This window comes from Streptococcus sp. oral taxon 058 str. F0407 (genome assembly GCF_000235485.1).
GTDB lineage: Bacteria > Bacillota > Bacilli > Lactobacillales > Streptococcaceae > Streptococcus.
In genome coordinates this window covers 141,087-154,562 of record NZ_JH378888.1, presented here as the reverse complement: position 1 = coordinate 154,562, position 13,476 = coordinate 141,087, and the positions used below count along the sequence as shown (strand labels likewise).

Here is a 13,476-nt window from a genome sequence, read left to right as displayed (position 1 = left end):
ATTTAATACTCAATAAAAATCAAAGAGCAAACTAGAAAGCTAGGCGCAGGCAGTACTTGAGTACGACAAGCCGACGCTGACGTGGTTTGAATTTGATTTTTGAAGAGTATAAAAATAAAAAGAGGCAAAGACCTAGTCCTGCCCATTTCTTATCTACTTGATAATACCGTCAATGCTAAGGCAATGGCTAGCCAGAAAAAGACTAAAATACCTGTCAAACGTTGCATCACGGCTTCAAAACCACGCGCTTTACTACGTTCAAACAAATCACCTGAGCTGGCATCAAATACATTGCTGGATTGGTTCTTGGTTGGTTGCATGAAAATAGCAATCACAATCACAACAGATAATACTAATAAAATGGTTAATAATAGGTTGTACATATCAAACTCCTTAAAATCCCTATTATTTTACCATAAATTCTACTTAGATTCAAGATGTAGGGTTACTTTTCTTTCCTTGGGACAATACTTTAAAACTTCTATCTTATCTGGGTGGGTTTTGGAGTTCTTACTGGTTAAATAATTCATGCTGCCACAAGAGGAGCATTTGAGATTGATTTTTACTCGCACTAGATTTCCTTTACTTTTAATAACGATCTAAATTGAACTAAATTGAATAAACAACTGAGAGCTACACAGGCTGCTGTAGCATAAAAAACAGAGTGGTAGCCGAATTGCCCTGCTACTGCTGAACCAGTCATGGGACCAACAACACCTCCAAGGTAGAAAAAGACTTGGTTAAATGCAAAAATCCTTGAAATGCCTACTTTGGGAGTCATCTTACTAAGTAATGCATTAACACCTGGTATCAGAGCACCCGTTCCCAAACCAAATAGAAAACGATAAAATCCTAACTCCAGAGGGCTAGTCGCATTGGCACAGAGAAGATAAATAAGAGCCGAATAAAACTGGGCAACAAGTAGTAGGCGATGATTTCCTACCTTATCTCCTAGTTTTCCCATCACTCCAGCACTCATCATACTAGAAAATCCCATACTAGATACGATCAATCCTGATACAAATAGGAGATTTTCGGATTGCCCTAAGTCCCGCACATAGAGAGCCAAGATAGGACCAATGGATTGAGCTGAAAATTGAATGACAAAGCTAGTCAAAAATAGGTTTACTAAAAGCCTAGGATACTTGAAAGAAGAAAATAATTCTTTTGTTGGAATAGCCTTCTCCTTAGCTACTGGTTGAAAATCTTCCTTGATAAAGAAAATGGTTAAGATTGCGGCTAAAAACAAGAAGCCACCTACCAATAAAAAAACATTGCGAATACCAAAGATTTCGGCAATCAAGCCCCCCACAAAGGGACCCGTTAGGGTTCCAGCTACTACTCCAGTTGATAAAGTTCCCAAAGCATAGCCCGACTTATCCTTAGGAACTTGACTGGCTATCAAAGCCGTCGCATTTGGTACGAAACCTGTAAATACACCATTTAATAATCTAAGAAAGATTAACCAATAGATATTTGGAACAAATGCCAAGCCTCCCATGGTGATGGTCATAGCAAGTCCAGCTCGAATCATCATAGGTTTACGACCATACTTGTCAGCAAGAATACCCCAGATAGGGGAAATCAAAGCTGCTGAAACAGCCGAAACTGAGATGGCTAGTCCAGCATAGAAAGCAACTTGATCCTGCTCGATTCCCAACTGCTCCACAAAGATAGGCATGAAAGGGACGACCAAGGATATACTAGCCCCAGTTAGAAAACTACCAAACCAGGCGACACGAAGGTTGTCTCTCCAACTAATCTCTGTCATCATGTTCACCTCCATCAAGTAGAAAAGCTACCTGATCTAAAAGTTGATCCTGATTTCCATTATTATCAAGAACATGACTGGCCAAGCTTTTCTTTTCTTCTAAAGACCACTGGGCGGAAAGACGAGACTCGGCGACTTCCTTAGAAAGATGATCCCGTTTCATGAAACGTTCTAATTGGACATCTCGATCCACATAGACCAGCCACGTTTCATCAAACCAGTTGGCATAGTCCTGTTCAAAAAGCAGGGGAATATCCATGAAAAAAATCGCTTCTGTCTGGGATAATCGATCTCGCAATGCTGCCAGTTCTTCACGAATAATCTCTCCTTGGGTTGACTTAGACCATTCCCGCTCCTCAGTTTTTGAAAAGATGAGGCTAGCTAGGAGAGGGCGATTGAGTTCTCCATTTTTTAAGAGAATTTCCTGTCCAAAATGCTGAACTAAGACCTGATAAAGACGACCGCCAGGTTTTTGTAGCTGGTGGACAACTGCGTCGGCATCTACTACTTGAAAGCCTTGCTGTCGAAGATAAGTTGTCACAGTTGATTTACCCGAAGCAATTCCTCCTGTGATTCCGATGATTTTTCCCATCAGTCCCTCCTTTGACACTGAGGACAAAAATGAGTTCCCCTTCCGCCAAGCTGGAATTTCTCAATGATGGTGCCACAGCATGAACATGCTTGACCAGTCTTATCATAGACCTGATGAAAATCCTGCATGGTTCCATCTTCGCCAAAGGCATTGGTATAGGTTCGAATGGTTGATCCGCCTTTTTCAACAGCCTGTCTCAAAACAGCAATGGTCTGGTCATGAATGGCTGTCGCTTCTGCTACTGTCAAAGTTTGGGAAGCTCTAGCTGGATGGACCTGTGCTCGCCAGAGGACCTCATCCACATAGATATTACCGAGGCCAGCTACCAAGGTCTGGTCTAGGAGATGGGATTTGATAGGCTTTTTAGACTTGGATAGAGCAACTTGAAAGACCTGCAAATCAAAGTACTGCTCGACTGGTTCAGGGCCTAGTTTTTTAGAAACAAAGTATGCTTCCAAAAGATCGGGCGCCAGCAGTTCCATGGTGCCAAACTTACGCACATCCTCATAAACAAGCGTACCTCCATCTTCAAATCGAATGAAAACATGGGCATGCTTGCGTTCAGGAACCTGGTCTGGATAGTAAAAGTACTTGCCCTCCATCCGCAAATGGGAAATCAAGACCTTTTTTGTCAGGTAAAAAAGTAGATATTTTCCACGGCGTCCCATCGACTCAATTACTTGACCAGGCAGTTCCTTTTGAAACTCTTCCAAATCCGTCTTAATCATCTTGGGATAGCGAATCTCTAAGCTAGAAATCTTCTTTCCCAAAATCAATTTTTCTAAGCCACGACGAACCGTTTCAACCTCTGGTAATTCAGGCATAAATCCTCCTTCTGTAAAAACAAGAAGCAGGCATGAGCCCACCTCTACTTAGTATTCTTTTTCATTATAGCCAAAGTCAGCCAAATCTAGCTTTTTATCACGCCAGTTTTTCTTGACCTTGACCCAAGTTTCTAGGAAAACCTTGTCCCCTAGCATGAGTTCGATATCACGACGGGCCATGGTACCAATTTTCTTGAGCATAGCCCCTCCTTTTCCGATGACAATCCCTTTTTGGCTATCTCGCTCCACCATGATGGTTGCACGGATGTGAACCTTGTCTGTCTCTTCGTCTCGTTTCATAGAGTCAACCACTACGGCAACTGAGTGAGGAATCTCTTCACGCGTTAAATGAAGAACCTTCTCACGAATCATTTCTGAAACCAAGAAACGCTCAGGATGGTCTGTGATTTGATCAGATGGGAAATACTGGAAACCTTCCTCTAGATTTTCACTCAAAATATCGATTAGTCGAGAAACGTTATTTCCCTGAAGGGCTGAGATAGGAACAATTTCCTTGAAGTCCATCTGATTACGGAAGTCATCAATCTGAGCCAAGAGCTGATCAGGATGAACCTTGTCAATCTTATTTACCACCAGAATCACAGGAACCTTGGCTGCTTTCAGACGCTCGATAATCATGTCGTCACCCTTACCACGTGGCTCATCAGCTGGCACCATGAATAGAACAGTATCCACTTCACGAAGGGTACTGTAGGCTGATTCCACCATGAAATCTCCAAGAGCCGTCTTAGGCTTGTGAATCCCCGGTGTATCGATAAAGACGATTTGCTCCTTATCCGTTGTGTAAATCCCCATGATTTTATTGCGCGTTGTCTGCGCCTTGTCACTCATGATGGCAATCTTTTGCCCCATGACGTGATTTAAAAATGTTGACTTCCCAACATTGGGACGCCCCAAAATAGCTACAAAGCCTGATTTAAATGTCATAATTTCCTCTTAGTGTTTAAAATAGTATATCCCAAATGCGTGGGAGAAAGATAAGTGCACCTGTCACTGCAGCAAAAAGAGAGACCACTAGAACGGCACCTGCTGCCATGTCCTTGGCTTTCTTTGCCAACATAGAAAAGTGATAGTGACTGGCTAAATCCACCACATTTTCAATAGCAGAGTTAATAATTTCAAACGCTACTACCAAGAAAATGCTCATTAGGAGAAAGAGCCATTCGATTCGTGACACCTGAAAAACAAAACCTGCAAGGATAACTACTAGAGCCGTCACTGCATGTTTTCGCATATTGCGTTCTTCCTTGATAGCAGTCAGAATTCCTGTAAGAGCAAATTCTAAACTAGATACCAGGTCACGATTTTTCCATTTTCGTTTATTGTCTTGTGAGTCCATAGGCTGTCAAAATTTCTTCTTGTAAACCGAACATCTCCGCTTCTTCTTCCGGAGTGTAGTGATCGTAGCCGTTAATGTGTAAAAAGCCGTGTACTGCCAAGAATCCCATCTCTCGCTCAAAGCTGTGACCATATTCCTCAGCCTGCTCATGCGCTTTATCGATAGAGATGAAAAGCTCCCCAATGTAGGCATCAAACTCAGACATCATCTCTGCCAATTCAGGATTTTCAAGCAAATCCTCTTCGTCAAAGGCAATGTCCAACTCTGGCTTATACTCAAGGCTGATGACATCTGTCGGACGATCGGTATCACGGTACTCCAGATTGAGTTCGTGGCTACGCTCGTTGGTCACAAAAGTAACTGCCATCTCCTTGTCTTCTTTTCCTATTTTTTGGGCTGCAAATTCCAAAATTTCTTGGGTTTGGTGCAAGATTTCTTGTGAAACTTGACCAGTTTCATCTACCATTTCAATATACATGTACTTCTCGATTCTCTTTACTTGGCTTTATTATACCACATTTCCATGATTTTATTCTACCTTTTTGATATAATACTATGGAATACAATCACAAGGAGAGAACGATGTCATTTGACGGATTTTTTTTACACCACATGGTTGAGGAATTGCGAAGCGAGTTAGTCAATGGTCGCATCCAAAAAATCAATCAGCCTTTTGAACAAGAGTTGGTCTTGCAAATCCGCAGCAATCGCCAAAGCCATCGCCTGCTCCTCTCTGCCCATCCCGTTTTTGGGCGCATCCAGCTAACCCAAACGACTTTTGAAAATCCAGCCCAACCTTCTACTTTTATCATGGTTTTGAGAAAGTATTTGCAGGGTGCCCTGATTGAGTCGATTGAGCAAGTCGAAAATGACCGTATCGTGGAAATCACAGTTTCCAATAAAAATGAGATTGGGGATCATATTCAGGCTGCCTTGATTATCGAGATTATGGGCAAACACAGCAATATTCTCCTCGTGGATAAAAGTAGCCATAAAATCCTCGAAGTCATCAAACACGTTGGCTTTTCACAAAATAGCTACCGCACCTTACTTCCAGGTTCGACCTATATCGCTCCACCAAGTACCGAGTCTCTCAATCCTTTTACTGTCAAGGATGAAAAGCTCTTTGAAATCCTGCAAACACAGGAACTAACAGCAAAAAATATTCAAAGCCTCTTTCAAGGTTTAGGTCGTGATACGGCAAACGAACTGGAAAGTCTATTGGTTAGTGACAAACTATCCACTTTCCGTAACTTTTTCAGTCAAGAAACCAAGCCATGCTTAACAGAGACTTCCTTCAATCCAGTTCCTTTTGCGAATCGTGTAGGAGAGCCTTTTGCCAGCCTTTCTGACTTGCTGGACACCTACTATAAGGACAAGGCTGAACGGGACCGCGTCAAACAGCAAGCCAGTGAACTCATTCGACGTGTTGAAAATGAACTTCAGAAAAATCGACATAAGCTGAAAAAACAAGAAAAAGAGTTACTAGCGACAGACAATGCTGAGGAATTTCGCCAAAAAGGGGAATTGTTGACAACTTTCCTTCATCAAGTGCCTAACGACCAAGATCAGGTTATCCTAGACAACTACTACACCAACCAACCTATCACCATTGCGCTTGATAAGGCCTTGACTCCCAGCCAGAATGCCCAACGCTATTTCAAACGTTATCAGAAACTCAAAGAAGCTGTCAAATACTTGACTGAGCTGATTGAAGAAACCAAGGCAACAATTCTCTATCTGGAAAGTGTGGAGACTGTGCTCAACCAAGCTGGACTGGAAGAAATCGCTGAAATCCGTGAAGAATTGATCCAAACAGGCTTCATTAGAAGACGCCAACGCGAGAAAATCCAGAAACGCAAAAAACCAGAACAGTATCTGGCTAGTGACGGGAAAACCATCATCTATGTCGGTCGAAACAATCTGCAAAATGAAGAGCTAACCTTTAAAATGGCCCGCAAGGATGAACTTTGGTTCCATGCCAAGGACATCCCTGGAAGCCACGTCGTCATCTCAGGCAATCTCAATCCTTCTGACGAAGTGAAGACAGATGCGGCCGAACTGGCTGCCTACTTCTCCAAAGGACGCTTGTCAAATCTCGTGCAAGTGGATATGATTGAAGTCAAGAAACTCAACAAACCAACCGGTGGCAAACCCGGCTTTGTGACCTATACAGGACAAAAGACCCTCCGTGTCACACCAGACCCAGAAAAAATCGCATCCATGAAAAAATCCTGATTTCACTTGAGATCAGGATTTTCTATTACAAATTTACTCTGCAATCAAGGTTTCCAATCCAACCTTCATCATATCGGTGAAGGTATTTTGGCGTTCTTCTGCAGTGGTGTCTTCGTCTGGATTGACCAAGCTATCAGAAATGGTTATGATAGCTAGCGCATCCACATGGTGTTGAGCTGCCAGATAGTAAAGGGCTGCTGCTTCCATTTCCACAGCCTTGACTCCCCATTTACCAAGCTCGATATTCTTTTCAAAGTAGTTTGAGTAAAAGACATCAGATGACAAAACGTTCCCAACGTGAGTTGTCATACCAAGTTCTTTGGCGATATGGTAGGCCTTATCTAGCAAATCAAAGCTAGCGATTTGTGGGAAATCATACTGTGGCCAGTCATTGCGGATGATGTTTGAGTTAGTCGCAGCTGCTTGCGCCAAAACCAATTCACGAACGTGAACATCTTCATTCAAAGAACCTGCAGTTCCTACACGGATCAATTTTTTCACACCGTAGTCAACAATCAACTCACGCGCATAGATGGAAATAGACGGCATTCCCATCCCAGTTCCCATGACTGATACACGGTGACCTTTGTAAGTACCAGTGTAGCCAAACATGTTACGCACTTCATTAAAACAAACAGCATCTTCAAGGAAGTTCTCCGCAATAAACTTAGCACGAAGAGGATCTCCAGGAAGAAGAATTTTATCAGCAATTTCACCCTGCTTAGCAGCAATATGGATAGACATAATTTATGATACAAAGAGCGAGAAGAAAACGACTGAAAATTAGGAATCTGACGAGAAATCCTGATTTCTCAGTCAGATTATCTATTTTCCAAGTTTTCCGCTCGTGTTCAAATTAGAACACATACTCTACCTTTCTTTTTTATTTTTATATTTTATAGCTAGAAAAAATCGGATTCAATCAAGACTCCTATGAGCCTACCTCATTCTTATTTAAGACAATTATTAATAAATTGAGAGTACTTTTTAATCTTTTAAGTTAAATCCTTGACTAGAAGAAACGGGTCTTCCTTACCTTATTACTCTATTCTTTGACATCTTATACAGTATGCTAGCCCAAGGAAAGCGGTCTAACAATTTTGCAAAGCCATAAGCTAGGAAAGATGTTACTAAGAGATACGGAAGAGAGTCTAAACCAATCCCAGTGAAGCCTATTACTAATCCAGTTGCAGACCAAGGTGCCCTCAAGGTCACTGACAAAAAGCAAACAGATCCTAAAAGCAAAATGGTTGGCTGGTTATCCCCACCTAGAATTATGTCAAAGAGGGCGGCTCCAGCTATCCCCAAGGCAAAAGATGGCGTAAGTGTGCCACCATAGGCCCCTGCACAAAGAGTAATAAGAACGACCAATGCTTTTAGGATAAACAAGATGAGTACTGTTTTTCCATTGCTACCATTCAATACTTCCTGAGCCATCATACGTCCATTTCCAAGTAGATGCGGAAAATAACTTGCCAGTCCAACAAGAAAAAGAAAAGCTGAGGGTAATGTGAGAAGTATTCGTTTATCTTTTATCCTGTTTGAAGACACTTCTTTACTTAAGCGACCAAAGAGCCAAGCTAGTGGGGTTAAGAAAAGAAGTAATAAGGGAATAATCCACATTTCCTTTAATGACCATGTGATGGCTGGAATCTGGTAAAGAGCATGATCTGAAATAACAAAGCCTGCTGTATAGGTTGAGACATAGGTAGTCAAACCGACTAAGAGAAATCGCTTAAGAGATAGAGCAATTCCTAGGGTTTCAAAAACAAAGAAGACACTTGTTAATGGAACCTGATAAACAGCCGCTAAACCAGCACCAGCACCACAAGCAAGGAGAAAGATTTGATCCTTCTTAGATAGAAAACATATTTTTCCAATTGGTCTTGCAAATAGAGTCCCAATCTCTCGTGGCGCAGCTTCTTTACCGATAGGTGCTCCCCCTCCAACTACAATGATCTGCCAAATTGAATGAAATAGCTGTTTAAAAAAATGAAGCTTGCATTGTGAAATATCATCCTTCATCTGTGCTTTTATGGAAAAAATCTGCGATTTCTTTTGTAAGAAATACCAGACAAAGGACGAGCTAAGACCCACGATTATTAAACTTAATCCTATCCGCGACGAGGAAACTCCATCTGTCAAAAATCCAGTATGATGCTCTGACTGACCAAAAGCTAAACTCTCTACCATCTCTAAAAGATAATGGAGAAATATACCAGATAAACCCGAAACTATACCTTGTAGAATTACTGCTAGGAATAATCTAAAATTATAAGGAATCTTTCGAAAAAATCTACTCAAGTCTTTTAACATGATTACAATTCAGCAAGAATCGCTTTCAGCAAGCCCTTAAAGTCGCCTTTGACACGTTCAGTCACTTCTACAACTTCTTCGTGGTTGAGTTCTTCTTGGAAACCAGCAGCATGGTTAGTGATACATGAAATTCCTAGAACTTTCAAACCTGAGTGGGCTGCCACAATAACTTCAGGAACCGTAGACATACCAACAGCATCTGCTCCCAGTGTCTTATAGGCACGAATTTCTGCAGGTGTTTCATAAGTTGGACCAGTTACACCGATATAGACACCTTCATCAAGCTTAATTCCAAGTTTCTTAGCCACTTCATGGGCAGTAGCACGGTATTCTGGTGTGTAGGCCTTAGACATATCTGGGAAACGAGGACCAAAATCATCCAAGTTTTCACCCATCAATGGGTTTTGACCTGTCATATTGATATGGTCTGAGATAGCCATCAAGGTACCAGGACCGTAGCCGATACCTCCTGCAGCATTGGTAACAATGACACCTTCACAGCCGAGAACTTTCATGACACGTACAGGGAAGGTCACAACTTCCAGAGGGTTTCCTTCGTAGAAATGGAAACGACCTTGAAGAGCCAAGACCTTGCGACCAGAAAGTTCTCCATATACCAATTTACCAGCGTGACCAACTACTGTTGAACGGCCCCAGTTTGGAATCTCAGCATAGTCTACTACAACTGGATTTTTGATTTCTTCTGCCAATTCTCCAAGTCCTGATCCAAGGATTAGACCGAACTCAGGTGCTTGGATTCCCTTGTCTTTCAGGAAGGCAGCTGTTTCATTGATCTTATCTAAAAATGTCATTGTGTGTCTCCTTTATTATTTTTTAGCATTTGACCGATTTTGTCAAAGGTTTTTGCATTGCGAATGGTGATGTTGCGATAAAAAGGCATCTTGAGCAAGTACTTGTGATAGGCAGTTGCATAGTAGGATTCTTCAGAGAATTTCCCCCAGAAAATCCCAAGTCTTCCAAAATGAACCACTTCATCTTCCAGTTCCAAACTGTTCACTTTCTCGATGACTTGATCCACATCCAAGCCCTCCGTGTAGAAGAGCACATCTTTTCGAGCCAAATCTTTGGTCCACCAATCTGGCAGATTTTCAAGCTCCGCCTCAAAGTCCTCTAGACTCAGCAAAGAAAAGCTCTGAATAAATGGATAATGGACTTCAAAGAAAGCTTCTAACTTTTCAACCAATCGGGCTTTGGGAGTTGTCGAAGTAAAGAAAATGTTGCCACTGTTGATGTAGGTTTCAACCTTTTCCAGTCCCAACTCTGTCAATTCTTGACGAAGTTGCGCCATGACAACCTTATTTTTCCCACCGACATTAATACCCCGAACAAGTAAAGCATATCGCGTCATCTTATACCAATTTATCTAAGAAACTTTCCCCAATCATGGCTGTTTCAACACCAAAGTTATCCGCAACTGTTGCTGAGATATCTGCAAAATGTCCAACTGGAATCAAACCATTTCCTTTAAAGGCAGGACTGTAAGCCAAAAGTGGAATGTATTCACGAGTGTGGTCTGTTCCTGCATAAGTTGGGTCATTTCCATGGTCCGCAGTGATCAAGAGAAGGTCATTCTCTCTCATGGCTGCGATAATTTCAGGCAAGCGTTCATCGAACTCATGCAAGCAATCACGGTAACCATGAGCATTGCGGCGGTGACCGTAAAGGGCATCAAAGTCTACCAAGTTTGTAAATGAGAATCCTTTTTCAAACTCAGCAAGACCCATAGTCGTCAATAGTGTATCAATTCCATGGCTGTTTGACTTGTTGTGTCCCATGTCATGATTGATTCCTGCACCGTTAAAGATATCGTTGATTTTACCAACAGCGTACGTATCGATACCAGCTTCATTGAGTTTATCGAGAACAGTCGGTGCAAATGGAGATACAGCCAAGTCACGACGGTTAGCTGTACGAGTGAAATTACCTGGCTCACCTACATAAGGACGAGCAATGATACGTCCTAGAAGGGCTGGACGTTCAAGGGTAATCGAACGAGCGTATTCACAGATACGGTAAAGTTCATCCAAAGAAATGATGTCTTCGTGGGCAGCGATTTGCAAGACAGGGTCAGCTGAAGTATAGATAATCAACTCGCCAGTTTCCATCTGACGTGGGCCAAAGTCATCGATAACAGCTGTTCCTGAGTACGGTTTATTGGCTTCACGAATGACCTTGCGTCCTGAGAATTCTTCGATTTTCGTCAAGATTTCTTCCGGGAATCCATTCCAGAAAGTATCGAAAGGTTCCGTAATGTTAAGTCCCATGATTTCCCAGTGTCCAGTCATGGTGTCTTTACCACGCGATACTTCTTCCAATTTTGTTGCATATCCAGTTGGATTGCTTTCTGATGGTACAGTCTTCAAAGGCGTTTCACGAGGAATATTTCCTAGACCGATTTTAGCCATGTTTGGAACATTCAAACCAACTGTTTTGGAAATGTGTCCCAGTGTATCAGAAGCTCCATCTGGAACCCCTGCATTGACAAAGTTATTAGCATCTGGTGCAGCACCAATCCCTACAGAATCCAGTACCACCAAGTGAATACGATTAAATTTTGACATAGTCTGTCTCCTTATTATTTTGCTTTTGTTGAAGTTAAAATTTGAACGCCATCCCGTCCCGCTACGATGACCTTATCCACCATTTGGTTGAATAAACCATGCTCGACGACACCAACGACATGATCTAACTCTTGCCCAAATGCAATTGGATCTTCGATGACATCCAAGGCAAGGTCAATGATAAAATTCTGCATATCTGTCACAAAACGTTGACCGTCTTTTTCACGGAAATGTGGCTTATAGCCAGCTCGCTCAAAACGACGAAAGACCTGTTCTGCGCCATACTGAACCACTTCCACAGGCAATTTAAAAGCACCTAGTTTTTCTACCAGTTTGCTTTCATCAACAACCCAGATATATTCTTTAGATGGAGTTGCGACAACCTTTTCCATGAGAAGGGCGCCCCCACCACCTTTGATTCCATTAAACTGGCTATCCACTTCATCTGCTCCATCGACTGTCAGATCGACAAAGTCTACTTGGTCAATAGACTTGAGCGGAATATTGAGTCCTTCTGCCTGTTTACTGGTCACACTAGAAGTCGTTACAGCTGTAATCTGCAATCCTTCTTCCTTAATCCGACGACCTATTTCTTCTACGAAATAGTAGGCAGTAGAACCCGTTCCCAGTCCGACAACCATGCCATCCTTGACAAACTCAGCAGCCTTGATACCTGCCATTTTCTTCAGATTTTCCACTCAAACACCTCCATTAAAGAGCTACTTTTATTATAACATGTATCCGTTTTTATTTCATGAATACACTTGAAAACCCGAACATTTTTATTTCGGGTTTTTGTGTCCTATTTAACCATATCAGGATCGTAGTCATAGAATCCTGTGTCGAGGAAGCGGTTTTTAGGGTGTAACTTGCGAACTTCTTCATCTAGCAAGAATGCTTGGTCATGACTAAAGTTGCCCTCTTGGATCAAGCTACGCGCTTGGATAAAGAGTTTAGCAATCTCAACAAAGTTTTGACCTGGTGTGTAGAGTCCTTCTAGCTTCCAATGGGTAAAACCATGCTCCACCAATTCAGTTAATTTGGTCATCAAATCAAGGTCATTGTTGGCAAAGATATGGGTACCATGATTATCTTCAAAGATAGAATAATGGCTCTCTGGATCACTTGGTTCTGCCAAGAAGAGGTCACGCTTACGTGTCTTTTCATCATCAATATGCGTAAAGTTATAGTAGTTTTGTAAGAGCGGACGCTTAGAATGGTGAATGACACTAGCCCCATAAACCAACACTTCAGCAGGAATTTCCAAAATCTCAGGCATCTTAAAGAGTTCAGCAGATGGAATTTCACGCGCCAAGACCGCCTCAGAAGCTCCTGCCTTTTGGCCCCAGAAGTTAATCTGACGACTGCTTGTCACCATAGTTGAAGCATCGTAGATAGTCTTAAAGAAATAGCCATCACGGTTGACCACATAAAAAACACCTGCATCTCCTACTGTAATATAGTCTGTCTTGATTTCTTCCAAGAAGTCTAGGAAGGGCTTGATACGGTCCATCATATCTTGGTGCATAAGGGCGTTGACTGCAACGATCAATTCCTTACCCGCATCATGAACCAGTTTAGCGATGGTGCGCAACTCTTCATAACTAAAGGTCGTTGGCAGACGAAGGCCAAAATCTTTCTCACCGACATAGATACGGTCTACGCCAGCTTCGAGTAGTTGTTCAACTTGTTCAATACTTTCAGCAGTTGCTGTAATGATAATCTTTTCCATAAGAAAAATTATACCACATTTCTCAAAAATCAGCTATGGGTACTGAGAGTTTCACAAAAAG

General features: G+C 42.0%; 16 protein-coding genes. 1 reads left to right on the top strand and 15 read right to left on the bottom strand.

The annotated features are described in order from the left end of the window. Window positions 1-149: 149 nt before the first annotated feature. Genes secG through ybeY form a run of 8 tightly spaced genes read right to left on the bottom strand, consistent with a single transcriptional unit; the run spans window position 150 to window position 5,025 of the window. Window positions 150-383, bottom strand: coding sequence for a preprotein translocase subunit SecG (gene secG / locus HMPREF9184_RS05265; protein ID WP_000282517.1), 234 nt, complete (start codon window positions 381-383; stop codon window positions 150-152). 39 nt (window positions 384-422) lie between these two features. Next, on the bottom strand, window positions 423-572 hold the full coding sequence (gene rpmG / locus HMPREF9184_RS05260) for a 50S ribosomal protein L33 (RefSeq protein WP_007519517.1): 150 nt from the start codon (window positions 570-572) through the stop codon (window positions 423-425). After that, on the bottom strand, window positions 572-1,771 hold the full coding sequence (locus HMPREF9184_RS05255; protein ID WP_033585981.1) for a multidrug efflux MFS transporter: 1,200 nt from the start codon (window positions 1,769-1,771) through the stop codon (window positions 572-574). Before HMPREF9184_RS05255 ends, rpmG begins: the two co-directional genes overlap by 1 nt. Next, window positions 1,758-2,363, bottom strand: a complete 606-nt coding sequence (gene coaE / locus HMPREF9184_RS05250; RefSeq protein ID WP_000516213.1) for a dephospho-CoA kinase — start codon at window positions 2,361-2,363, stop codon at window positions 1,758-1,760. The genes HMPREF9184_RS05255 and coaE overlap by 14 nt, the downstream gene beginning before the upstream one ends. Beyond that, window positions 2,363-3,187: a DNA-formamidopyrimidine glycosylase gene (gene mutM / locus HMPREF9184_RS05245; protein ID WP_001114623.1), complete on the bottom strand. Its 825-nt coding sequence runs from the start codon at window positions 3,185-3,187 to the stop codon at window positions 2,363-2,365. Before mutM ends, coaE begins: the two co-directional genes overlap by 1 nt. 48 nt (window positions 3,188-3,235) lie before the next feature. Continuing rightward, window positions 3,236-4,135, bottom strand: a complete 900-nt coding sequence (gene era / locus HMPREF9184_RS05240; RefSeq protein ID WP_000143276.1) for a GTPase Era — start codon at window positions 4,133-4,135, stop codon at window positions 3,236-3,238. Window positions 4,136-4,151: 16 nt separating this feature from the next. Beyond that, window positions 4,152-4,547: a diacylglycerol kinase family protein gene (locus HMPREF9184_RS05235; RefSeq protein WP_000378185.1), complete on the bottom strand. Its 396-nt coding sequence runs from the start codon at window positions 4,545-4,547 to the stop codon at window positions 4,152-4,154. Next, window positions 4,528-5,025 carry an rRNA maturation RNase YbeY gene (gene ybeY / locus HMPREF9184_RS05230; protein WP_000275165.1) on the bottom strand — a complete coding sequence of 166 codons (498 nt, stop codon included), beginning with the start codon at window positions 5,023-5,025 and terminating at the stop codon, window positions 4,528-4,530. The genes HMPREF9184_RS05235 and ybeY overlap by 20 nt, the downstream gene beginning before the upstream one ends. Before the next feature lie 104 nt (window positions 5,026-5,129). On the opposite strand from ybeY, the gene pavA reads away from it, so the two are divergent. After that, a complete protein-coding gene (gene pavA, locus HMPREF9184_RS05225) occupies window positions 5,130-6,785 on the top strand; it encodes an Rqc2 family fibronectin-binding protein PavA (protein ID WP_000006756.1) in 1,656 nt (551 codons plus the stop codon). A 33-nt stretch (window positions 6,786-6,818) separates the two neighbouring features. On the opposite strand, the gene deoD is transcribed toward pavA, so the two are convergent. The 7 genes from deoD to HMPREF9184_RS05190 form a co-directional block, all read right to left on the bottom strand. Beyond that, entirely contained in the window at window positions 6,819-7,529 is a 711-nt protein-coding gene (gene deoD / locus HMPREF9184_RS05220; protein WP_000022079.1) for a purine-nucleoside phosphorylase, read from the bottom strand. 288 nt (window positions 7,530-7,817) lie between these two features. After that, window positions 7,818-9,101: a chloride channel protein gene (locus HMPREF9184_RS05215; RefSeq protein WP_000910271.1), complete on the bottom strand. Its 1,284-nt coding sequence runs from the start codon at window positions 9,099-9,101 to the stop codon at window positions 7,818-7,820. 2 nt (window positions 9,102-9,103) lie between these two features. Further along, window positions 9,104-9,913, bottom strand: coding sequence for a purine-nucleoside phosphorylase (locus HMPREF9184_RS05210; protein WP_000143371.1), 810 nt, complete (start codon window positions 9,911-9,913; stop codon window positions 9,104-9,106). Next, complete coding sequence (locus HMPREF9184_RS05205; protein WP_000199123.1) at window positions 9,910-10,470, bottom strand: DUF1697 domain-containing protein; 561 nt, start codon at window positions 10,468-10,470, stop codon at window positions 9,910-9,912. The genes HMPREF9184_RS05210 and HMPREF9184_RS05205 overlap by 4 nt, the downstream gene beginning before the upstream one ends. A gap of 1 nt (window position 10,471) precedes the next feature. Further along, window positions 10,472-11,683: a phosphopentomutase gene (locus HMPREF9184_RS05200; protein ID WP_000033128.1), complete on the bottom strand. Its 1,212-nt coding sequence runs from the start codon at window positions 11,681-11,683 to the stop codon at window positions 10,472-10,474. Window positions 11,684-11,697: 14 nt separating this feature from the next. Then, window positions 11,698-12,381 (bottom strand): ribose-5-phosphate isomerase RpiA, encoded by a 684-nt coding sequence (gene rpiA / locus HMPREF9184_RS05195; RefSeq protein WP_000429266.1) that lies wholly within the window; start codon window positions 12,379-12,381, stop codon window positions 11,698-11,700. 104 nt (window positions 12,382-12,485) lie between these two features. Next, on the bottom strand, window positions 12,486-13,415 hold the full coding sequence (locus HMPREF9184_RS05190; RefSeq protein WP_000411179.1) for a peptidase U32 family protein: 930 nt from the start codon (window positions 13,413-13,415) through the stop codon (window positions 12,486-12,488). Window positions 13,416-13,476 lie beyond the last annotated feature (61 nt).